The sequence below is a fragment of the Nostoc sp. genome, assembly GCF_036919815.1.
GTDB lineage: Bacteria > Cyanobacteriota > Cyanobacteriia > Cyanobacteriales > Nostocaceae > Nostoc.
The window spans coordinates 50,013-72,325 of the sequence record NZ_JBALCE010000010.1 but is presented as its reverse complement, the minus strand read 5'-3'; the positions used below and the strand labels follow the sequence as shown (position 1 = coordinate 72,325).

18 protein-coding genes are annotated in these 22,313 nt (G+C 43.5%); 15 read left to right on the top strand and 3 right to left on the bottom strand.

Annotation, left to right across the window (positions count from 1 at the left end):
• The first annotated feature begins 41 nt into the window (after positions 1-41).
• The 8 genes from V7K15_RS03100 to V7K15_RS03065 all read left to right on the top strand — a co-directional run bounded on the left by V7K15_RS03100 (position 42) and on the right by V7K15_RS03065 (position 10,771).
• Entirely contained in the window at positions 42-350 is a 309-nt protein-coding gene (locus V7K15_RS03100; protein WP_334902924.1) for a hypothetical protein, read from the top strand.
• Positions 245-2,404, top strand: a complete 2,160-nt coding sequence (locus V7K15_RS03095) for a PAS domain S-box protein (RefSeq protein WP_334902922.1) — start codon at positions 245-247, stop codon at positions 2,402-2,404. Before V7K15_RS03100 ends, V7K15_RS03095 begins: the two co-directional genes overlap by 106 nt.
• Positions 2,401-2,877 carry a response regulator gene (locus V7K15_RS03090; protein ID WP_334902920.1) on the top strand — a complete coding sequence of 159 codons (477 nt, stop codon included), beginning with the start codon at positions 2,401-2,403 and terminating at the stop codon, positions 2,875-2,877. The genes V7K15_RS03095 and V7K15_RS03090 overlap by 4 nt, the downstream gene beginning before the upstream one ends.
• Complete coding sequence (locus V7K15_RS03085) at positions 2,877-4,844, top strand: hybrid sensor histidine kinase/response regulator (RefSeq protein WP_334902918.1); 1,968 nt, start codon at positions 2,877-2,879, stop codon at positions 4,842-4,844. Before V7K15_RS03090 ends, V7K15_RS03085 begins: the two co-directional genes overlap by 1 nt.
• Positions 4,845-5,484: 640 nt before the next feature.
• On the top strand, positions 5,485-6,681 hold the full coding sequence (locus tag V7K15_RS03080) for an ABC exporter membrane fusion protein (protein ID WP_442949642.1): 1,197 nt from the start codon (positions 5,485-5,487) through the stop codon (positions 6,679-6,681).
• Between the two features lie 85 nt (positions 6,682-6,766).
• Positions 6,767-7,939 (top strand): ABC transporter permease DevC, encoded by a 1,173-nt coding sequence (gene devC / locus V7K15_RS03075; protein WP_334902963.1) that lies wholly within the window; start codon positions 6,767-6,769, stop codon positions 7,937-7,939.
• 1,200 nt (positions 7,940-9,139) lie between these two features.
• Positions 9,140-10,078, top strand: coding sequence for a M23 family metallopeptidase (locus tag V7K15_RS03070; RefSeq protein WP_334902914.1), 939 nt, complete (start codon positions 9,140-9,142; stop codon positions 10,076-10,078).
• A 120-nt stretch (positions 10,079-10,198) separates the two neighbouring features.
• Positions 10,199-10,771: a late competence development ComFB family protein gene (locus V7K15_RS03065; protein ID WP_334902912.1), complete on the top strand. Its 573-nt coding sequence runs from the start codon at positions 10,199-10,201 to the stop codon at positions 10,769-10,771.
• On the opposite strand, the gene V7K15_RS03060 is transcribed toward V7K15_RS03065, so the two are convergent.
• On the bottom strand, positions 10,772-11,731 hold the full coding sequence (locus V7K15_RS03060) for a L,D-transpeptidase (RefSeq protein WP_442949641.1): 960 nt from the start codon (positions 11,729-11,731) through the stop codon (positions 10,772-10,774).
• Positions 11,732-11,959: 228 nt separating this feature from the next.
• Here V7K15_RS03060 and V7K15_RS03055 point away from each other — a divergent pair, with 228 nt between their 5' ends.
• From V7K15_RS03055 to V7K15_RS03045, 3 genes are all read left to right on the top strand, one after another.
• Complete coding sequence (locus V7K15_RS03055; protein WP_334902908.1) at positions 11,960-12,142, top strand: hypothetical protein; 183 nt, start codon at positions 11,960-11,962, stop codon at positions 12,140-12,142.
• A 371-nt stretch (positions 12,143-12,513) separates the two neighbouring features.
• On the top strand, positions 12,514-13,170 hold the full coding sequence (locus tag V7K15_RS03050; RefSeq protein WP_334902906.1) for a sigma-70 family RNA polymerase sigma factor: 657 nt from the start codon (positions 12,514-12,516) through the stop codon (positions 13,168-13,170).
• Positions 13,171-13,321: 151 nt separating this feature from the next.
• Entirely contained in the window at positions 13,322-13,918 is a 597-nt protein-coding gene (locus V7K15_RS03045; RefSeq protein ID WP_334902961.1) for an anti-sigma factor family protein, read from the top strand.
• A gap of 13 nt (positions 13,919-13,931) precedes the next feature.
• Here the strand turns inward: V7K15_RS03045 and V7K15_RS03040 are convergent, their stop codons facing one another.
• Positions 13,932-14,387, bottom strand: coding sequence for a gamma-glutamylcyclotransferase family protein (locus V7K15_RS03040; RefSeq protein WP_334902904.1), 456 nt, complete (start codon positions 14,385-14,387; stop codon positions 13,932-13,934).
• Between the two features lie 252 nt (positions 14,388-14,639).
• Here V7K15_RS03040 and V7K15_RS03035 point away from each other — a divergent pair, with 252 nt between their 5' ends.
• The 3 genes from V7K15_RS03035 to leuS all read left to right on the top strand — a co-directional run bounded on the left by V7K15_RS03035 (position 14,640) and on the right by leuS (position 19,105).
• Complete coding sequence (locus V7K15_RS03035; RefSeq protein ID WP_334902903.1) at positions 14,640-14,894, top strand: hypothetical protein; 255 nt, start codon at positions 14,640-14,642, stop codon at positions 14,892-14,894.
• Between the two features lie 544 nt (positions 14,895-15,438).
• Positions 15,439-16,116: an alpha-ketoglutarate-dependent dioxygenase AlkB family protein gene (locus V7K15_RS03030; protein WP_334902901.1), complete on the top strand. Its 678-nt coding sequence runs from the start codon at positions 15,439-15,441 to the stop codon at positions 16,114-16,116.
• A 349-nt stretch (positions 16,117-16,465) separates the two neighbouring features.
• Positions 16,466-19,105 (top strand): leucine--tRNA ligase, encoded by a 2,640-nt coding sequence (gene leuS / locus V7K15_RS03025; protein ID WP_334902899.1) that lies wholly within the window; start codon positions 16,466-16,468, stop codon positions 19,103-19,105.
• A gap of 947 nt (positions 19,106-20,052) precedes the next feature.
• Here the strand turns inward: leuS and V7K15_RS03020 are convergent.
• Positions 20,053-20,244 carry a hypothetical protein gene (locus V7K15_RS03020; protein ID WP_334902897.1) on the bottom strand — a complete coding sequence of 64 codons (192 nt, stop codon included), beginning with the start codon at positions 20,242-20,244 and terminating at the stop codon, positions 20,053-20,055.
• A gap of 580 nt (positions 20,245-20,824) precedes the next feature.
• Between V7K15_RS03020 and V7K15_RS03015 the strand changes: the two genes are divergently transcribed.
• Positions 20,825-21,979, top strand: coding sequence for a pyridoxal-phosphate-dependent aminotransferase family protein (locus V7K15_RS03015; protein WP_334902895.1), 1,155 nt, complete (start codon positions 20,825-20,827; stop codon positions 21,977-21,979).
• Positions 21,980-22,313: the final 334 nt, after the last annotated feature.

The following is a 22,313-nucleotide window of genomic DNA, read 5'->3' as shown; positions in this document are numbered from 1 at the left end:
AAAATTGCTAAGTCAGTATTTTCCAGAAGCAGAGTAGCGTTATGAGTCATAAGGAGAGGACATCTAAACCCCAAAACATCTTTGCTGGCGGTAAAGAGAAGGGCGCATTCATCCGGGAGCAACTGCTGCACTATGTTGTTGCTTTGCTATCCGCTGCTTTAGCACTGGGGGCAACCCTGCGACTCAATCCATACCTGAGCGCGACACCTGCGGCGCTGTTTTTTGCTGCGCTAATGGTGAGTGCTTGGTACGGTGGCTTGACTCCGGGGTTAGCTCAACAGTTTTATCTACTTTGGCAATCAATTACTTCCTTTTCAAACCACTCTATCCGCAAAACATTACAAATTTGAATATTGTAATCCCTCTGGTTGTGTTCATGCTGACAGCAGGGTTAATCAGCTGGCTCAACGAATCACGCCGCGCAGCCCAACGGCAAGCCGAAGCAAGTCTAAAGTCCCTACGTGAAAGCGAGGTCAGGTTTGGTCGGTTAACAGAGTCCAATGAGGAAGCGCTGCGGCAACGAGAAACAGAACTTCACCTGATTACAGATACGCTACCAGTTCTAATTTCCTTTGTCGATTCAGAACAACGCTACCGTTTCAATAACCGAGCCTATGAAGAGTGGTTTGGGCATCCGGCGGCAGAAATCTATGGAAAGCATATTTGCGAAGTTTTGGGTGAACCCGCCTACGAACTACTTCGTCCCTATGTGGAACAAGTACTGGCAGGACAGCAGGTTACTTTTGAAAGTCAAATTTCTTATAAAGATGCTGGAACACGCTACATTAATTCTATTTATGTTCCCCATTTTAATAAACAGGGAACTATTGAAGGGTATGCAGCGTTGATTACTGACATCAGCGAACGTCAGCAGACAGAAGCAGCGTTGCGTGAAAGTGAAGCCCGCTTTCGCCACCTGGCAGACACCGCTCCTGTACTGGTGTGGATGTCCGGCACTGACAAACTTTGTAACTACTTTAATAAACCCTGGCTAGATTTTACCGGGCGGACTCTAGAGCAAGAGATGGGCAATGGGTGGGCTGAAGGTGTTCATCCCGATGATTTTCAGCGTTGCTTAGATACATACATTAATGCCTTTGATACCCGACAAAAATTTACAATGGAATATCGCCTCAGACGCTTTGATGGCGAACACCGTTGGCTTTTGGATACTGGTGTGCCTCGATTCGCACCAACGGGGGAATTTCTTGGCTATATCGGCTCTTGTGTTGATATCCACGATCGCAAGTTAACAGAAGAAGCGCTACGTGACAGTGAAGAACGATACCGAATTTTAACAGAAGTGTCGCCGCAAGCTATTTGGATGGGTAATAGCGATAGTGGTATCACCTATTGCAATCAATACTGGTTAGACTATAGCGGACTGACAATGGAGCAGACCACTGGCTATAGCTGGATTTATATCATTCACCCGGATGACCGCGATCGCGCCTTTAAAACTTCGATGCAGGCTGTTACTAACGCCACAAACTACGAAGAAGAAATTCGCTTTCGTCAAGTTTCTGATGGTAGCTATCGTTGGCATATTGTCCGGGGTTTACCGTTTCGAGATCCAGCCGGACAGATTATCAAGTGGGTGGGCATTGCCAGCGACATTCACGATCGCAAAGTTGCCGAAGCCGCCCTGCAACAACTCAACGAAATGCTGGAGCAACGGATTCAAGAGCGCACCCGCCAACTCCAAGCCGCTAACAAGGAACTCGAATCTTTCTCCTATTCAGTCTCTCACGATTTGCGGGCACCGCTTCGCCACATCGCCGGATTTATCGAATTATTTCAGAAGCGGCATACCTCAACCAGCTTAGATCAAACCAGTCAGCGCTATTTGGGGATAATCACCGAAACTGCAAAACAGGCAGGAATACTGATCGATGAGTTGCTGACATTTTCGCGCATGGGGCGCACCGAAATGCGCTACATCAACCTGAATATGCAAGAATTGGTACAAGAGGTCAAACGCGATTTGATCACACAAACCCCAGGACGCATAATCAATTGGCAGATTCAGGTACTGCCAGAAGTGCAGGGCGACCCCTCCATGCTGCGGCTCGTGCTTCGCAACCTGATGGGCAATGCCGTAAAATATACCCAGACTAGAAACTCAGCAGAAATCGCCGTTGGCAGTACTGACAATGAAAACGAAGTTATCTTTTTTGTCCAAGATAACGGCGTAGGCTTTAATATGCAATATGTCCACAAGCTATTCGGAGTATTTCAACGCCTACATAGCGACCCACAATTTGAAGGAACAGGTGTTGGATTGGCAAACGTACAGAGGATTATTCATCGGCATAATGGTCGAGTCTGGGCAGAGGCTGTAGTTGACAGTGGAGCCAGCTTTTATTTCTCACTGCCTAAGTTGTTAACACAGGAGAGTGAATGAAAGAACTCAAGCGAATTCTACTGATTGAAGACAGTGCCAACGATGCAGAATTAATCCTAGCCGCCTTGTCAGAAAACCATCTCGCTAACGAAGTGGTGGTAGTACGTGATGGAGAAGAAGCACTGGATTATCTTTATCGCCGGGGGTTGTTTCGGTTGCGAATGGAAGGGTATCCTGTTGTAGTGCTGCTCGATTTAAAATTACCTAAAATCGATGGACTAGAAGTACTAGCGCAACTCAAATCTGACCCAGTAATGCGAGTGATTCCAGTCGTGGTATTAACCTCTTCCCGTGAGGAGCCAGACCTAGTTAGATGCTATGAATTAGGGGTGAATGCCTATGTTGTTAAGCCAGTAGATTACCATGATTTTGTCAATTCTATTAAGGGTGTGGGACTGTTTTGGGCAGTGATCAATCAGCCTCCCGTTGGTGCTTTACCGCCGGCACCTCATCGTCAACAGGAGAGCAATTAATGAGTGTCCTGCGTTTCCTGCTTTTGGAAGACAGTCTGTTAGATGCAGAGCTTACCCAAGCGATGCTAACCGAAGGGGAAATTAATTGCGAACTGATCCGAGTCGAAACCCGTGCTGACTTCCTAGCTGCTCTGGAAACAAAGGCTTTCGATTTAATTCTTGCCGATTATGCCTTACCATCTTTTGATGGAATTTCTGCTTTAGAAATTGCCCGAAATCGCTTTCCAGAGGTTCCTTTTATCTTTGTTTCTGCCGCGTTGGGCGAAGAATTAGCGATCGAAGCTTTGAAGAACGGTGCAACCGATTATGTATTAAAGCAAGGATTAGGGCGGTTAGTTCCCTCTGTACAACGGGCATTGCGGTCAGCTAAGGAGCGGCGTGAGCGCAAGCGAGCAGAGGAGTCTTTACAGGAGAGTGAAGCCAGATATCGCCGAATTGTTGATACCTCTTATGAGGGAATCTGGATGATTGACGAAGAAACCCAAACAGAGTATGTGAATCAGAGATTGTCACAGATGTTGGGCTATCCGGCTGAAGAAATGCTCGGTCGTTCCTTATTTGATTTTATGGATCAGGCTGATGGGATAGCAGCCGAAGAAAAACTGGAATGGCTGAAGGGAGAAGGGAGTGATCTTAAAGAAGGTCGATTACGCTGCAAGGATGGTTCGTACATCTGGACACTGATTTCTGCTAGAGCGATTTTTGGTGAACAAAATCAGTTCTTAGGTGCGATCGCTATGTTAACAGATATCACCGATCGCAAACGCACCGAATCAGAACGCGATCGCCTTTTGCAACTTGAGCAATTAGCCCGTGCGGAAGCAGAAGCTGCTAACCGGATAAAAGATGAGTTTTTAGCAGTACTTTCCCATGAATTGCGATCGCCTCTTAATCCAATTCTCGGTTGGGCAAAACTATTACAGAGCCGTAAATTTGATGAGAAAGCACTGAAAAAAGCCTTGGAAACCATTGAGCGTAATGCCAAATTACAAGCTCAACTAATTGAAGACTTACTAGATGTTTCTCGCATCCTCCAAGGCAAACTCAACCTGAATATGATCCCAGTCAATCTCGCATCCACCATTGAAGCCACAATGGAAACAGTGCGTTTGGCAGCAGAGGCAAAAACCATTCAGATTGAGATGATCCTTGATCGGACTGTGGGGAAAGTTCTGGGTGATTCAGCCCGCTTACAGCAAGTCCTCTGGAACCTTTTATTAAATGCCGTCAAGTTCACACCAACTGGAGGACAAGTAAATGTGCGATTGGAGTGCATCGACGCCCAAGCGCAGATTACCGTCAGCGATACAGGTAAGGGTATTCACCCGGACTTCCTCCCTCATGTGTTTGACTATTTCCGTCAGGGTGACAGTACTACAACTAGAAAGTTTGGTGGGCTAGGGTTAGGTTTAGCGATCGCTCGTCACTTAGTTGAGATGCACGGTGGAACGGTTGGCGTCGAAAGTCTTGGCGAGAACAAAGGAGCGATCTTCACAGTTAGCTTACCACTGATCAAAGACGCTGCAACAATTAACGATGACACCAATGCTGATTCCTCAACTGCGGTTTTTGCCGCTTCACCCCTCACGGGTCTACAAGTGCTGATTGTAGATGATAATGCTGATACCCGCGACTTTTTTACCTTTGTGCTGGAACAATTTGGAGCGATCGTCACCGCAGTAGCATCAGGAAATGAAGCATTACAAGTGCTAACACATTCAAAGCCAGATATTTTACTCAGCGATATTGGGATGCCAGAAATGAACGGTTATATGCTGATAGAACAGGTGCGGACTCTGGAAGCACAAGGCGGGGGAAAACAGATTCCCGCGATCGCTCTGACAGCTTATGCAGGCGAAATCGATCAGCAGCAAGCACTAAAAGCCGGATTTCAACAGCACATCGTTAAACCTGTAGCCCCAGAAGAATTGCTCATGGCGATTTCTAATTTAGTCGAATCTACTTAGGTGTTTGTGATAAACTCAGATGAACATTGTTAATGTTACAAATTTTAAACTATTCTTCACAGTTAATATGGCATTTTCAATTGCCTGGAATATCTCCGAAAATATTCCCGGATTTTCAAATATAAAAAAATTTAACTCATCCCAGGGCTAGGAAAACATCGCTTGTCTGACAACACGCTCCCGCCTTTGCTCGTTTTCTTGAATTGCCGTGGGATTTCGAGTCATTAGTAGCAATGACTAATGACTAAATTTGTCTGTTGATTGTTGGCACTGTTACAACCCGTAATTTTAAAACCGTTTACTATACCTGAGTACTTTCCCAAAAACAAAAGTAGTTCGTTAGTAACATAAGTCTCTTAATACTCGATAGGGACTTGTTGTTATATTATCCAGCTAAATCGTAGGATCTTGGTAAATTCTAAACAATAACAGGGCTGACGCAAACAATAGCTGAAATCCTGATTTTTAGGTAGGGGCAATACCCTGCGGTCAGCTAAAGCTACATGAATTGCCCCTACCGCGTGTAGTTTTGCGTAAGTCCTAAATAACTAACAAAGGAAATAAAAATTAGCAAATAGGTAAGGAGAAAAGCTTAATCTATTTAGTTTTTTCTGCGCCACTAGTTAAGAGGTAATCTATGGTGCGAAACTCAAAGTTAGGGTACAGAACGTTCCCTAAGTCTATTCTGCGTCCATCCGTTGCTATAGGTATAATCGCATCTTTATTGGTTGGCGGAATAAGTTTTTATATAGTAAAACGCTGGCAAAATTATGCAAATTCAGAGGCACAAATGCCAGCAACAAAATTGCCCCAGTTAAAAACAGTAACAGCTTTAGGGCGGATTGAACCACAGGGAAAAGTAATTAAACTCTCTGCTGCGGTGTCTACCGAAGGAAGTCAGGTAGAAAAGTTGTTAGTGAAGGAGGGAGATCGGGTAAAAGCCGGACAGATGATTGCGATTTTGAACAGCCGCGATCGCTTGCAAGCAGGATTAAAAGAGGCACAGGAACAAGTGAAAGTAGCCCAGGCAAACCTAAACCGCACCCAAGCAGGCGCTAAACGTGGTGAAATTGCCGCCCAAAAAGCGGCGATCGCCAGCCTAGAAGCACAACGCCAAGGTGATATTAATGCCCAAGCAGCCACAATTGAGCGATTTCAAGCCGGAGTGCGTAACGCCCAAGCAGAAGACAAACGTTATCAGCAACTAAATCAACAGGGTGCAATTTCCGCTTCCCAACGGGATAGCAAGCGTTTAAACTTAGAAACCGTCCAAAAAAGCCTGCAAGAAGCACAGGCACTGTTAAATCGTACCCAATCAACCAGCCAGCAACAGATCAAAGAAGCCACAGCAAAACTTGATCAAATCACCGAAGTCCGCGGAGTCGATGTAGAAGTTGCCCAAGCAGAAGTCAATCGTGCCGTAGCAGCGATGAATTTGGCAAAAGTGAATCTCAAACAGGCAGAGGTGCGATCGCCCCAAAATGGACAAGTATTTGAAATCCATACCCATCCTGGGGAATTAGTATCAAATGATGGCATTGCAGATATCGGACAAACCAGCCAGATGTATGTCATAGCCGAAGTCTACGAAAGCGATATCGGCAAAGTCCATTCAGGGCAGCAAGTGCGAGTCTTTGGTGATTACCTGCCGATTGAATTGCAGGGAATCGTAGATCGCAAAGGCTTACAGGTGCGACGGCAGAATGTGATTAACACAGATCCTGTCAGCAATATCGACAACCGAGTAGTGGAAGTCCATATCCGATTAGATGAAGCCTCCAGCCGAAAAGCTGCCACCTTAACTAATATGCAAGTTAAAGCAGTAATTGAACTATGAATTGGGCATTGGGCATTGGGCATTGGTTATTCTCCCTATCCCCCTATCCCCCTCATCCCCCACTCCCCACTCCCCACTTCTTATGATGGGATTGATTAAACAACTACGACGGCGAACCCCTCTAGGATGGCTGCAACTGCATCATGAAAAAAGCCGTCTCTTGGTGGCATTGTCAGGCATTGCCTTTGCGGATCTTCTCATGTTCATGCAGCTAGGCTTTCAAACTGCGCTCTATGACAGTAACACTAGACTACATCGCAGTTTGCAAGCAGACATTGTTTTAACCAGTCCCCAAGCCCGTAACTTGCCAAGCTTGTCTACATTTTCTCGTCGGCGACTTTATCAAGCAATGGATATACCAGGGGTAAAGTCGGCCCAACCAATGTATTTCAACAACACAATCTGGAAGAATCCCCAAACACACCGCGAGACGGGGGTGTTAGTTATCGGGTTCAACCCAGATAAGCCAGCTTTTGACTTACCGGATGTTAACCAGCAATTGCAAGCGATCAAAATGCCGAATACAGTCTTGTTCGATCGTGGTGCAAGAGGAGATTATCAAAAAGCGATCGCTCAAATTGATCAAGGTAAAACCCTAACCACAGAAATAGAACGGCGCACAATTACCATTAGTGGCTTATTCCAAGTTGGGGCTTCCTTTGGTTCTGATGGCAATCTAATCACCAGCGATGAAACCTTTTTGCGGCTATTTTCTGGGCGACAGTCCAGCAGTGTCAGTCTCGGTTTGATTCTTATAAAACCAGGCTATGATCCGAAAAAGGTAGCAGTAATGCTCAAAGCCTACCTGAGAAATGATGTCAGAGTCTTAACCCACGCCGAATTTATTGAATTTGAGAACAACTTCTGGAGAACAAATTCCCCAATTGGGTTTATTTTTAGCCTGGGGGTATCGATGGGCTTTGTGGTGGGCGTGATAATCGTCTATCAAGTCCTCTCCACCGATGTTAATGCCCACGTTCGAGAATACGCCACCTTCAAAGCAATGGGATATCGCAATTACTACCTGCTAGGTGTCGTGCTTGAAGAATCGTTGATATTGGCAGCATTGGGCTTTTTCCCCGGATTGGGAGTGTCCTTAGCACTTTACCAACTGACTCGCACAGCTACAAATTTGCCCATGTATATGACTGCGATTCGGGCATTGCAGGTATTGGTGCTAACTATAATTATGTGTGCAATTTCCGGTGCGATCGCTACCCGCAAACTTCAAGCCACCGATCCTGCTGATATGTTTTAAAAATGGGGATGGGGCATAGGGCATTAGGATAATAATTAACAACGCTGTACCATCTTGATGGTTACCGAAAAAATGGGTTTAAAGCCCCGTCCTTCTAGGACGGCTTTTTAATTCTCCGATTCAAAGACCGGATCAACTCTCTCAATACTTCTGTTTGGTTCCTTGCCTCTTGTTCGCAGTATAGTTTCAGCAAATCTTTTTCCTGTTGAGTGACGCTCTTATGTGATAAATATTTCCGGCTTAGACATTAATCAATACCTCAAGGTGTGGTATACTAATTATAGTGGATAAGGTAATCAACCACTTAAAAAACCTTGTAGCCGAAAGGCAATACTGAACCTTCTCCCAAGGGGAGACGCTAACGCGAAGACAATTAAATCTATGCGGTTCTACTGCATTGTTCTAGTTTCTTCCTAGCAGTAGGTAAAAGATTTATAGAAGCTAGACGACTCAGAATTTTGAAACTATTTGTTTCAAACTAAACAGGACTTGCACGGCAGTTGCTACCCTGCGGGAACGCTAAGAGCGAACAAGTCGGCATAGCCGCCCAACGCACTGCCTCAGAAATGCAACTAGGGTAGGGCATACCCGAAGTAACGCTTGCAGAGAGTCTCACCTCTGGCTTGGATGACGCAAGGACTCCAAGTTAAGTGATCTCGTTGATTCAAGAATCCCCGTCAATTTATTGCGGGGAGTGTCAATCATCACAACCGCATCTTAGACATTGGGGATCGCATCGTAGACATGGAAGATGGTAAGCTCAAGTCGAAAGGTTTAACAGGCTACCGACTTGCTCACGAGTGACGAATGCCCATATATAAGTTACCTTAGTAGAGGCATTCTACGTATTTATATTAGACATCTCCAGAAATTAAATATGCGTTATCCAGAACCCTTGTAGAGACCTAGCAGTGCTACGTCTCTACATTCATTTTCTTTTCCTTTGTCTATTAAGAGAGAGTTTTTGTGATCAATCTAGTTAAATTTTATGCTAATTGCCAATGTAATATACCTTGGTTATTAGAGTTAAGACCAATTCACTAAAATTTACAGATAAAATCATTCCCTCTTGCAATCTATAAATACTGGGAATATTTCCCAAAATTTATGGTTTTCAACAACATCGGCTTTAAACAGGAAACACTGGTGGTAATAAGCTAGTCTATTTTCCAACACAAGCAAGGGATTTTTTGTAGCTCCATGATTATTGAGAATAGCGCTAGTAGTTCAAATAAAAAGTTGCTCGGTTTTGATGTCAAAACTTTGAGAGCCAATCGCCGCCATGCAATAAATGTGTTAAAGGGAATATTTGCTGTTCTCCCGATCACCTTGGCATTGCCTGTAGATGCTTTACAAGTAAAAGTGACTCCAACTAATCCTAAATTAGGGGATACACTCTCAGTAGAGATTCATCTAGATAATCAGGAGAATGGTACAAATCCAACAGTAGCTAGTGGTAAAAATACATACCCAGCCTTTGAAATTGCCCCCAATCAATATCGGGCTTTTGTTCCCACAACTCCACTAGAAAAAGCTGGAACTAGAACACTTCGTGTTGCTGGAGATGCTCAAGTGCAAAACTTGGCAGTGAATGTAGTTAATCGCAAATTCCCCATACAACGCATTACTTTGCCACCAGGGAAAGCCGGATTGGATGCCACAGAATATGAACTTAAGCGCGTGGCAGCTTTTAAGGCGCTACAAACGCCACAAAAGTATTGGAATGGAGTATTCCTGAAACCAAATGCCGGGCGGATGAGTACAAACTATGGTGTACGTCGTTACTATAATGGTACATTTGCAAAAGACTACTATCATCGTGGCCTTGACTACGCTGGTGATACCGGTTCACCAGTAATTGCCCCAGCTGCTGGGCGAGTTGCTTTGGTAGGTAGGGTATCCCAAGGGTTTCGGGTACACGGTAACGTAGTTGGCATTGACCACGGTCAAGGAGTAACCAGTATTTTCATGCACCTGAGTCGTATTAACGTTAAAGAAGGTGATTTTGTGAAAGCTGGTCAACTAATTGGCGCAGTAGGTTCAACAGGTGCTGCCACAGGGCCACATTTACACTGGGGTCTGTATGTCAACGGACAATCTGTTGATCCAACCCCTTGGCGAACTAAGGTTGTTAATTAGTAGAGGCGGAGTTGATCGCGTCTGTGCATAATTTCTGTTTTTTTTGCTGAGAATTAGGCAAAAAAAATTGGATTTATACCGTCCCTACCTTGCTTGGCTAACACAAATCAGAGAAGCCTTATGAGTATCGAAAAAATTGTAGAACAAGCTCTCCAGGATGGTTATTTGACACCAGCAATGGAAGCAGAAGTTGCTAGAATCTGTGACAACGCCTCGGAACTCTTAATTCAAGAGTATATGGCGCTGGATAAGCTGATGGGTGCGCTATTGACTGGTGAGGTAGTGGCGGTACCTCGCAAACAATTTATTAACGTCATGGAAGAATTGGTACTGGCGGAAGCGATCGCCCGAGTCGCAGAAATTGAAACCACCACCGAAAGTTCTCTAGATGTCGGGGATATTGCTGCTTACGCTCTCAATCGGCTACCACCTTTGTATGCTACTACAGAAGAAGGTGCTAGCTTCCAGCGCCAAACGGCTCAGGCACAACTGCAAGAATTAATTTCTCAGCAAGTAAGTGAGGCAATTAACCGTTACCTCGATCAACCCAATTTCTTCCCAGAACGGCAAGCATTAGGCAAAAACATTGGCAATGAAATTGTCCGCCAAGTTAGTGCTTTACTTCAGACATACGCACCTAACTTTGAGCAAAATGACAAGCCAAAGGACGAGCCAAATGACAAAGACCCTTAATTAATTACGCACTACTACTGTTGTCCCTAAACTCACTTGCTCATACAACAATCGGACATCAGAATTACGCATTCTTAAACAGCCGTGAGATACAGCCGTTCCTACCAGGTCAATATCCGGTGTGCCATGAAAGCCAATTTCATTGCGTCCATCTGACCAAAAACCAATCCATCTGTCTCCCAAGGGACTATCAGTACCAGCTTGAAATACTTTGCCCGTAATTGGGTGACGCCAGATTGGATAGTGTCGCATGTGGATCACCTGGAAAGAACCTGTGGGCGTTTCCCAACCTTTCTTACCGACAGCAATTGGGTAGCTGGCGATGACCTCATCTCCTGCGTATACATAGGTGCGGCGATCGCTTAAAACAACGACTACTTGCGTCTTGGTATCTGCCAGCCGATTAGATGGTATTTGTTGGGCTGAAGCCTGAGACCAGAGAGTTTTTGGCCAACTATCCGCAACGGGATTTTGTCTTTCTGCCTGCACCACCAGCCGCGTCTTAGTTGGTAGTTCCGTTGCTTTAGCTACATTCTTTTTAATTATTTGGGGCTGAGTTAGAGGCTTAATAGGAGAATACTTGAGTGTATAAGCTCTGTGAACAGTTGCTTTAACTCCATTCTTCTTAATTATTTTCGACTTAATTTGAGGCTTAATAGCAGAGGACTTTGGTGTAAACGCCCTCTGGTTAGTTGAGCCTTGGGTAACTTCACCAGGCGTCACAGATGCACCGAGGGCAGTTTCCCCTAAACTCACTTGGGAAACATTCTTGTAGACTCCCACTGTGGTGCGGCTTGCCTTGGGATTGGTTAGGGTAGAATCTCGCCGCATTGAACTAGATGCAGACTTCTCAGACTGCCCTTGGGCCGTAGTAATGCGCCAATGGACAGCTAAAGATAAAAATGCTGTGCCAAAACAAAGCAACATTACCATACGCCCTATAGATTCGTTTCTTACCATTGCCATCGCCTATTGTTTATCCCTGACATATCCAGCCGAATAATTGGATGAGTTGATCATCCGATGATCAAAAATTTATCAAAACTTATCATTTTGCATATAAATCTGCCACCACCTCTGGGCAAACTAAGACTATCCAAATTGTCCCAGCAGCAAAACTCCAATAGTTCTGGGGGTTGTAAGCCAATACTTAGACTTTCTGGTGGAACTTTTGAAATGTAGCAATCAATGATTAATGGTGTCGGTGGAAGAAAAACCATGTTTGAAAAACTATTGCTAGCAATCACAATTACATTTTCCCTTAGTTTCTTTTTTCAAGTTCGCGTACCAGAGCAAAATAACTCTGGTGCTATCTACGGCTCACAAGTAGAACAATCAGCAACTATTTTAGTGACAAAATCAAAAAAATAAATCACCATTATAGTAACCACAGCAATCCACCTTCCAGAAATTATTACCTGATTTTTAAAGGTAGCAAGAAGCTAGAATTACAAAATTTTTATCTTCATCCTTATAACCAGATTTAATTATTTTTATCAAGCGTATATACCCGGTTGCTAAAAGTACCAAAATGTGCATATAATAACTGCGCCTTTGTTAGTTGATGGGTGCAAGGGCAACTATGGGAGCAGTATAAGCAAAAAGCGGCTCTCCTGATTGCAATAAATGTATCCAAAATTTTCTGCCTCAGTGTTCCAGTCATAAATCCGTCACCTTAGCATGGAACTTCTGTCCCATTAGCAGGTCTAATAGATAGGGATGATTTAGAGCCAGTACGATCTATGAGTCAGTCGATTACTGTATCCTGGTCAACGGTTGATGCAAAGTATCCAGAAGCATCAGTGCAAGTTGACAAACTCCCTAACCACGATTTAATTTTGTGCTGTCAAGTGGGACTGCGACCCGATCGTGTGGCGTTTGCAGAACTATTACGCCGCTATCAAAGTCAAGTTGATAGAGTTCTATACCACCTAGCTCCAGATTGGGCTGACAGAGCCGATTTGGCTCAAGAAGTTTGGATTCGAGTCTATCGGAATATTAACCGATTACAAGATCCTGCTAAATTTCGGGGCTGGTTAAGCCGCATTGCCACCAACTTGTTTTACGATGAGTTGCGGAAACGCAAGCGGGTGATGAGTCCTTTGTCACTCGATGCACCCCGTTCCCTAGAGGACGGTGAGATGGATTGGGAAATCGCCGGCCATACCCCAGGGCCTGAGGAAGTCCTGACAACCAGAGAATTTTATGAGCAACTGCGGGAAGCGATCGCGGATTTACCAGAAGTCTTTCGTACTACCATTGTCCTCAGAGAAATCGAAGGCTTGGCTTATGAAGAAATTGCCGAAATCACTGGAGTTTCCTTAGGAACTGTCAAATCAAGAATAGCCAGAGCTAGAACGAGGTTGCAAGCCCACTTGCAGAATTATCTAGACTCCTAATTTACATTATCTTGCCTCTGCCATTAGGCAGAATTTAAGCATTGATTAAGAATGACCATAAAGTAGATCGCTTCTACCGTTAGCAGGAAAATTGACAATTTTTCCGAATTTCCCCCAGTTTACCCATGTAGGAATTGGTAATAATGTTAAGATGACTACTGATTCTCAGTTTTTCGACCGTTCACCTTTGCAACTTCCTGAAGATTTACCAGATGGAATCGGCAATAATACCAATGAATCAACGGGTCTTATGGATATGGTGAAGCGCGATCGCTTCGAGTTATTGAGTGCTTACCTCGATGGTGAAGTCACGGCTATAGAACGCAGGCAAGTAGAAGAATGGCTGGCAAATGATGCCTCAGTTCAATGCTTGTATGCCCGGCTGTTAAAGCTGCGCCAAGGCTTGCGGACTCTGCCAGTGCCAACAGCCCAAGAGTCACCAGAAGCAACAGTTCAGCAAGTAATGACACGTTTGCGCCGCCGTTCCCGTTTAAACTGGATGATGGGAGGTGCAGCCGTTGCTGCTTGTGCGATTAGCGCACTATCTGGTTTAGTAGCTGGTGGTGGCTCAAGGACGCCGCAACTGGCCCAAATAGAACCGATACAAACATCCTCAGCGTCTATGGTTCCCCCTTCCCCTCTGATGCTGGGACTAAATAACCCGGTAATTGAAATTCCGAAAGCAGCAGTAGCCTCTCCAGAAAAATCAATCTATGAGGTACAGCCGCAACGCCAGGACATAAACTAATCGTATCAACAGTTCACAAACCATAACTGTACTTTGCGGTTAAGCCACAGCTACTCCACCAACCCTCAGGTTGGAGGAAGCCTGTTAATTGCTCAACTTGTTCTAGAGTCATTAAATAAACCCAAGCCCAACCCAGAGAGAGCGATCGTGGCTCATAAACCTCGATAATTTGTCGATTATAGAGGTTTTCTGGCGTTTGTCTATCGGAGTGATAATCTTCCAGCACATCTAGGTCATTTAAAATCCTGGGGTTGGAAAAAGTGAGTAAATATCCGTGAACTTGGCTATCCCCTAGCGTCATTGCTGGGTAGCCCATTGGCAGGGCAAACAATTTACCTTGTACAAAAGCTCTTTTGACATCTACTACTTTGCCAGCACAGTATCTTTTATAGTTAGCTTCACCTGGTTTGAGCGTGCCGTAGACAAAAACCTGCACCAAATCAGTAAATTTTATTTTTGATTCAACCATCGCTTATTCTAAGCATTTGATTCCTTTTTCTACCAGAGAAATAAGTATTGTAAGGGCGTGGTGTAAACAAGCGAAAAAGTGAGTAAATTTTATTACATAGACATAAAAAAAATGTAGAGAGGAATATCGGAAGTTTCACCAATAATCCCTCCTTACATCATACATAGAAAAGTCACGTATAATAAGTAGCTATATAGGATTAGTTATTTGGGCAACTTAAGAGAGTAGTTAGATCCACTCTTAAGGCTTCTCATGATCATTTCTAGTCCACAGAAAGCACAGATACAGGTTAGATTTTTTGATGATATTTACAAACCCAAAATAGAAAAACTTCCATTTCTGCGAGATGTTGATATAGATCATGGGAGGAAAGTACTCAATACAGAAGCGGAATGCGACAAGTATATTGGTCTGTACGGCGGACACCACTTTCACAAGCTCTACGCAGCGTTTCCTTCAACAAACTTTCAGTACACGGAAGGTAAAAGCATAGAAATTATCGACTAGGGATGTGGACAGGCGCTTGCAACCTGCGTTTTAATCGACTATCTCATTGAAAAATGCATCAGCCCTAAAATACAATCAATTACACTCATAGAGCCATCTTCGATTGCACTGGAGCGCGGCGACAGCTTTGTTCGCCAAATGTTACAATCTGCTTTCTCTAATAACTCTCTAATCAAAAGAGTCAACAAATGTATAGATAACTTAAATTCTAGTGACTTTGTTTCAAGTTCTAGCAATATTAAGATTCATCTATTTTCAAACATACTAGATGTTAAAGCTTTCGATTTAAACAAGCTGTATCAGCTAATAATCAATTGCTTTGAAGGATTTAATCGTATTATCTGTACAAGCCCGTATCAGAATACAAAGAACTACAGAATAGATAATTTTTATAACCTATTTAACGAGTATCCTATAGTTAAAAGATCCTTTTATTCAGGCGAAGCAATTTACAAAGAGGTTTTTTATGATAACACTGGAAGATTTGAAATTAGCAGAATACAAAGGTATGAAAGGCAGTTTACTATAAAACTTTGAGGATTTTATGAAAAATAAACCAGCTAGTAATGCAATTCAGGGAGACTTATTTTCCGGGTTTGACTCCGTTGTAGATGAGTCAATTCAGAGCAGGGATAAAGAAGTTTTATCTATGCCAGATGCAGAGGTTACTTTCTATCGCAATTTTTTCAATCAGCAAGATAGCGATGAGCTTTTTCAGACCTTGCTTAACGAAATTCAATGGCGACAAGACAAAATGAAGATTTATGGTAAGGAGGTAAACTTACCACGAAAGACTGCTTGGTATGGAGATAGAAATATGTCATATAAATTCTCAGGGATTCATCTTGATCCAGAACCTTGGATACCTACACTGCTAAAAGTAAAAGAGAAAGTTGACGAGATTGCAAAAGTTAACTTTAACAGCGTTTTACTGAATCTTTACCGAGATGGAAACGATGGCATCTCGTGGCACACAGATGCTGAACCAGAGCTAGGGAACAATCCAGTAATTGGTTCTGTTAGCTTTGGCGGAGCAAGAAGGTTTATGTTTAGGCATAAACACAATCAGGATTTAAAAGCCGAAATTGAGTTAATAGATGGCAGCTTCCTTGTTATGGCAGGTGCAACACAGCATTTTTGGCAGCATCAAATCCCCAAGACATCGAAGCGGGTTCAACCAAGGATCAATTTAACTTTCCGGGTAATTAATCATTTCTGTTGATGGTATTTAGAAACACAGACAATAACTGACTGACATTACAGCACTTTACCGCATCCCCTCTAGTAGGGGATTTTGTCTGTTCATCATGGTTAAAGATGCTCTGATTTGTACCTAAAATGCCCTGGAAGCTGCTATTGGTAAGGGAATGAGAATATTGAGAATGGGTAAAATTTAGAGGAAAATGGCTAGAATGCTTATGGTGTAGGACTTATGGTAGATTTAAAGTATTACTTCAATAACTTTAGGCAACTAAGGGAGATAGGAAGATAATGAGAAGTTGTAGTTCGCACTCAAATGCTGACAACAAGTGTTTCGAGTATTATTTGAGCATTCATTTATAGAGATAAAGATGACTGAAAGTACTAATTTTAATTTATCTAGATATAACCCAGCAGCAATTGAGGAAAAATGGCAAAAAACATGGGCAGAACTTGGCTTAGATAAAACACCGACAGCTAGCAACAAGCCAAAATTCTACGCTTTATCCATGTTCCCTTATCCATCGGGCAGCCTACACATGGGTCACGTCCGTAATTATACAATTACAGATGTGATTGCCCGCCTCAAGCGAATGCAAGGGTATCGGGTAATACACCCAATGGGTTGGGATGCCTTTGGCTTACCAGCAGAAAATGCCGCCATTGACCGTGGTGTACCACCAGCAAAGTGGACTTATCAAAATATTTCCCAGATGCGGCAACAATTGCAGCGTCTTGGTTTATCCATCGACTGGGAATGTGAACTTGCTACTTGTTCACCGGATTATTACAAGTGGACACAATGGATTTTCTTGCAGTTTTTGCAAGCGGGGTTAGCTTACCAAAAAGAAGCAGCCGTAAACTGGGACCCCATTGATCAAACTGTACTGGCAAATGAGCAAGTCGATAACGAAGGACGTTCTTGGCGCAGTGGGGCAATAGTTGAGCGCAAATTATTGCGGCAGTGGTTTTTTAAGATTACCGACTACGCCGAAGAATTACTCAATGACTTGGATAAGTTGACAGGTTGGCCGGAACGCGTCAAGTTGATGCAGGCAAACTGGATTGGCAAATCCACAGGCGCTTACTTGGAATTTGCGATCGTTGGAATAGATGAAAAAATCGCCGTATACACCACACGTCCAGATACCGTTTATGGTGTCAGTTACCTAGTGTTAGCACCAGAACATCCTTTAACTAAGCGCGTCACCACAAAAGAACAACAAGCAGCAGTAGAAGCCTTTATTAAAGAAGTTTCCAATCAAAGCGAGTTGGAACGTACCTCTGAAGACAAACCTAAGCGGGGTATCTCCACAGGGGGGGCGGCAATTAACCCATTTACAGGGGAAGAAGTGCCGATTTGGATTGCTGACTATGTACTGTATGAGTATGGTACTGGGGCGGTGATGGGCGTACCAGCACACGATGTCCGGGATTTTAAGTTTGCCAAAAATTACGATTTGCCAGTTGATTTTGTCATTGCTTCCCCAGATGATGTTGCAGGTTTTGACTTAACTCCAACATCAGAGATAGATGAAGTTACACAACTCATCCAAATTGAATATAACCAGGCATACACTGAACCAGGAATTTTAATTAATTCTGGCGCTTTTACTGGTATGGCTTCCACAGATGCTAAACAAGCAATAATTGAATACGCCGAAAAACAAGATTTTGGTAAAGTGCGGGTGCAATATCGTTTGCGGGATTGGTTAATTTCGCGGCAGCGTTACTGGGGCGCACCGATACCTGTAATTCACTGTCCCAACTGTGGGATAGTGCCAGTGCCTGACAAAGATTTGCCAGTACAGTTACCGGAAGAGGTGGAATTTACTGGACGTGGCGGTTCACCTTTAACTCAGTTAGAAAGCTGGGTAAATGTACCTTGTCCGACTTGTGGCACTCCGGCAAAGCGGGAAACTGACACGATGGATACTTTTATTGATTCCTCGTGGTATTTCTTGCGCTTCCCTGACGCTAAAAATGAACAACAGGTTTTCGATTCCAGTAAAATTAATGATTGGATGCCAGTAGATCAGTACGTAGGTGGGATTGAACACGCAATTTTACATTTGTTGTATTCGCGGTTTTTTACTAAGGTTCTGCGGGACAGAGGGTTAATCAACTTTGATGAACCCTTCCAACGCCTGTTAACTCAAGGTATGGTACAGGGTTTAACTTATCTAAATCCTAACAAGGGCGGTAAAGATAAATGGATTCCTTCTAATTTGGTAAATTCAGCCGACCCCCGCGACCCCCAGACAGGTGAAGCATTGCAACGTCTCTACGCCACTATGTCTAAATCAAAGGGTAACGGTGTAGCGCCAGAAGATGTAATTTCCAAATACGGTGTAGACACAGCGCGGATGTTCATTTTGTTCAAAGCCCCACCAGAAAAAGACCTGGAATGGGATGAAGCCGATGTGGAAGGACAATCCCGCTTTTTAAATCGGGTTTGGCGTTTGGTGACAGATTATGTTGCGGCTGGGGTATCTCGTAAGAAAGCCCAATCTGATTTAACTAAGGCAGAAAAGGAATTGCGGCGGGCGATTCACACGGCTATTCAAGCGGTGACCGAAGATGTGGAGGACAATTATCAATTCAACACAGCTATTTCAGAATTGATGAAGTTGAGTAATGCCTTAACTGATGCTGACGGTAAAAATTCACCAATTTATGCAGAAGGTATTCGGACTTTGGTGGTGTTACTAGCACCCTTTGCACCACATATTGCTGATGAATTATGGCAGTTACTGGGTGAAAGTGATTCAGTTCACACTCAAAGTTGGCCATCATTTGACCCGGCTGCTTTGGTAGCTGATGAAATTACTTTAGTGATTCAAATTATGGGTAAAACTCGTGGTGCGATTCAAGTACCAGCACAAGCAGATAAAGCAGCGTTGGAGAAATACGCCCGTGAATCGGAAGTTGCCCAGCGTTACATTGAGGGTAAAGAGATTAAAAAGGTAATTGTGGTGCCTGGAAAGTTGGTGAATTTTGTCGTCAGCTAAGTACGGGTTTGCGTAAAATGGTGGGGAATTGAGGGGTGAAATTTTAACGCATAGGCGCTTCGCCTTCCCGCAGGGTAGGGACGCTGAGGGAAGCGCAGAGGGACGCTGAGGATTGAGTTAAAGCGATCGCCTGCTGATTTTCTTATCGTTTTTGGTTGAGACTCGGCTAGCAGTTTATCGCCAACCGTTAATTTAGGTTGCAGCTATGCGATCGCTCGAAGAAAGCGCCTCACGCAAAGCTATTTGGATGGTAATTTGAATAAACTTAGGAATAAATTGTAAATTTAGCCTGACAAAACATCTGAGGATTTATAGATGATTTTATCCGTTTGCATCGTCGTGATTCTAATCACTTCGGTATTATTGTTTGCACGAACAATCGTAATTGGGAACAGTTTGCAGCACGGATGATGAGGCTGTGACACTAGAAAGACCCTTACAAGGAAAACTAATTCGTGTGGTACGTCCAGTCACTTAAAAAGCTTTTGATAGAACGCGCAAACTTGAGATGTTAAGATGCGATCGCACGGATGCTAAAGTCATAAAGCATCTGTTGCAAGAAGTATTGTAAGAGTAGTTTCATTCTCTGGTATATATGTATTTAAAAACATCTGTATGATCGTCCAGAGAGTAAGACTGTTTTATTTATACACGAAAAAGTGCTTGAGAGTTTTGCTCACTCAAGCACTTTTCCCTAAAAGCTTATACCAACTCACTCGTTTGATGCAACATTTGAAATCTGCAACACTCCCTGAGGAGACAGCATTGCGGGGATAACTTGTGACAAACATGTGGTGAAATGGTATCACTCCTTGCACTAATTAAGAATATCTCTTTTGCAATAATACTGGGGATCTGGTGAGTGACAGTTTATGAACTGAACACTAGTTAAAAATGACTCACCATGAATAGTAACTAAGAAGACTAAAAAGGATTGTAGCAAGTTTCTAAGTATAGTATAAAAAGTTATAGTTGATTCGCAATCGCCTAACTCTGAGTGCAGTTTCCCAATGTGCAGCAATTAGTAGCATAAATATCTCAACTTCGGCGGCAAATGAACCACCATTGAATAAGCCAGAGAAGTCTTGGATATTAGCATCGAAGCGATTTGAACTGAAATAAATTATAGCCCCCTCCATAGATGGAGATATTCTTTAAAGAATGGCAACCCAAGAACAAATCCTCGACTCAAGCAGATTGAAAACTTTCGGTTGGGTATCTTTTATCTCTTAGCAAACGGTAACATCCAAGTCTTCCGCATAGTGTAGGGGGTTACTTCCTTGGTTGAAGCAAACATGCAGCTTTTTCACCGACGATTCCCGCGATATTCAAAACGAGTTCGCGTGTTTCTATAAAAACAACAGAAGCAGATTATAGGTAAATTCAATACTTTATCATACCCGTGCCTCATCTAGATAGGCGCTTCACCTTTGGTTAAAATAGCCACTCCGCTACGAGCAGACACCTGAAGCTGGTGTCTAGGTATGTGGTAAGATTGCCTAGAACAGAGGTTTCATCTGAGTTGGAGTCTCGTATAAATTGCAAAGGTCAAGCTGACCGATGATTAACTCCCACGATACTTTTCCTATAGATTTGGAAAATATACAACAAGGCTGGTGAAGAACTGAGTGGAATTTGTAGATGAATATCTAGGATTTTCTACCAGACTTAACCAACTTCCCACAATTTTGACTTTTATTTAACTTTTAGGATAGACACATGAACGATAAGCTGATGCTGATGATTCCAGGCCCAACCCCGGTGCCAGAAGCTGCCTTACTGGCATTAGCCAAGCATCCGATTGGGCACCGTACCAGTGAATTTAGCAACATATTGGCAGAGGTGACAGAAAACCTCAAGTGGCTGCACCAAACTCAAAATGATGTGCTGATGCTGAATGTCAGTGGTACGGGTGCTGTAGAAGCCGCAATCATTAATTTCCTCTCTCCAGGCGATCGCATTTTAGTTGGTTCTAATGGTAAATTTGGCGAACGCTGGGTAGAAGTTGGTCAAGCCTACGATTTAAATGTCGAAGAAGTTAAGGTGGAATGGGGAAAGCCTTTAGACCCCGCAGTATTTGCCGAAAAACTCCAAGCAGATACCCAAAAGCAAATCAAAGCCGTAATCATTACCCACAGCGAAACCTCGACGGGTGTGTTAAATGATTTAGAAGCCATCAACCGCCATGTCAAAGAACACGGTGAAGCTTTAATTATCGTTGATGCCGTCACTAGCTTGGGTGCGTTCAATCTACCCGTGGATGCTTGGGGCTTGGATATCGTCGCCTCCGGTTCCCAAAAAGGTTATATGATTCCGCCGGGATTGGGTTTTGTCTCTGTCAGCCCCAAGGCTTGGGAAGCTTACAAAACGGCGAAGCTACCAAAATATTATTTGGATTTAGGCAAATATCGCAAAGCCACAGCCAAAAATACAACTCCATTTACTCCGCCTGTGAACTTGATCGTAGCCTTGCACACTACATTGCGAATGATGAAGGAGGAAGGCTTGGAATCAATATTTGCTAGACATGAACGGCTTAAGAATGCTACCCGCGCCGCCATTCAAGGGTTAAATTTACCCCTGTTTGCAGCAGATAGTTGCGCTAGTCCGGCGATTACGGCTGTAGCACCACAGGGAATTGAAGCGGATAAGATTCGGTCATTGATGAAAAAACGCTTTGATATTGCCCTAGCAGGCGGTCAAGACCATTTGAGCAACAAAATTTTCCGCATTGGTCACTTAGGTTTTGTGAGCGATCGCGATATCCTCAGCTGTATAGCATCTTTAGAAGTTACACTCTCAGAACTTGGCTACGATGGTTTCACCCCTGGATCTGGTATAGCAGCAGCAGTTAGAGTGTTTAGTCACTCCTAAGTACTGAGTGATGAGTATGATTTTTACTCATTACTCAGACTAATCTAGATAGCCATAAACAAGTATATTTAACAGATTGATTTTCTCATCAGGGTTGGATTTCCAAGGTCAAACAGGCAAACGAGAAGTTCTTACAAACACAACATTAACAATTCAAAATTCAAAAATAAAACTGTCTAAAATTGGAGCAGTACGAATTAATTTGCACCGCCCAATCCCAGATGGGTTTGTGATCAAACAAGTCAGGGTAATCTACAAAGCATCAGGATGGTACACTCAATTAGATTTTGCAGTGTCATCTTTGTGTCCCCGATATCATGCTTCATGGCTTGTC

Bases quoted from the DNA above. Each gene is read 5' to 3' on its own strand.
- leuS (WP_334902899.1), top strand. From the start codon at position 16,466: ATGACTGAAAGTACTAATTTTAATTTATCTAGATATAACCCAGCAGCA.
- devC (WP_334902963.1), top strand. From the start codon at position 6,767: ATGGGATTGATTAAACAACTACGACGGCGAACCCCTCTAGGATGGCTG.
- V7K15_RS03050 (WP_334902906.1), top strand. From the start codon at position 12,514: ATGAGTCAGTCGATTACTGTATCCTGGTCAACGGTTGATGCAAAGTAT.
- V7K15_RS03055 (WP_334902908.1), top strand. From the start codon at position 11,960: ATGATTAATGGTGTCGGTGGAAGAAAAACCATGTTTGAAAAACTATTG.
- V7K15_RS03090 (WP_334902920.1), top strand. From the start codon at position 2,401: ATGAAAGAACTCAAGCGAATTCTACTGATTGAAGACAGTGCCAACGAT.
- V7K15_RS03060 (WP_442949641.1), bottom strand. From the start codon at position 11,731: ATGGTAAGAAACGAATCTATAGGGCGTATGGTAATGTTGCTTTGTTTT.
- V7K15_RS03070 (WP_334902914.1), top strand. From the start codon at position 9,140: ATGATTATTGAGAATAGCGCTAGTAGTTCAAATAAAAAGTTGCTCGGT.
- V7K15_RS03065 (WP_334902912.1), top strand. From the start codon at position 10,199: ATGAGTATCGAAAAAATTGTAGAACAAGCTCTCCAGGATGGTTATTTG.
- V7K15_RS03035 (WP_334902903.1), top strand. From the start codon at position 14,640: ATGATCATTTCTAGTCCACAGAAAGCACAGATACAGGTTAGATTTTTT.
- V7K15_RS03085 (WP_334902918.1), top strand. From the start codon at position 2,877: ATGAGTGTCCTGCGTTTCCTGCTTTTGGAAGACAGTCTGTTAGATGCA.
- V7K15_RS03030 (WP_334902901.1), top strand. From the start codon at position 15,439: ATGAAAAATAAACCAGCTAGTAATGCAATTCAGGGAGACTTATTTTCC.
- V7K15_RS03015 (WP_334902895.1), top strand. From the start codon at position 20,825: ATGAACGATAAGCTGATGCTGATGATTCCAGGCCCAACCCCGGTGCCA.
- V7K15_RS03100 (WP_334902924.1), top strand. From the start codon at position 42: ATGAGTCATAAGGAGAGGACATCTAAACCCCAAAACATCTTTGCTGGC.
- V7K15_RS03020 (WP_334902897.1), bottom strand. From the start codon at position 20,244: ATGGAGGGGGCTATAATTTATTTCAGTTCAAATCGCTTCGATGCTAAT.
- V7K15_RS03045 (WP_334902961.1), top strand. From the start codon at position 13,322: ATGACTACTGATTCTCAGTTTTTCGACCGTTCACCTTTGCAACTTCCT.
- V7K15_RS03040 (WP_334902904.1), bottom strand. From the start codon at position 14,387: ATGGTTGAATCAAAAATAAAATTTACTGATTTGGTGCAGGTTTTTGTC.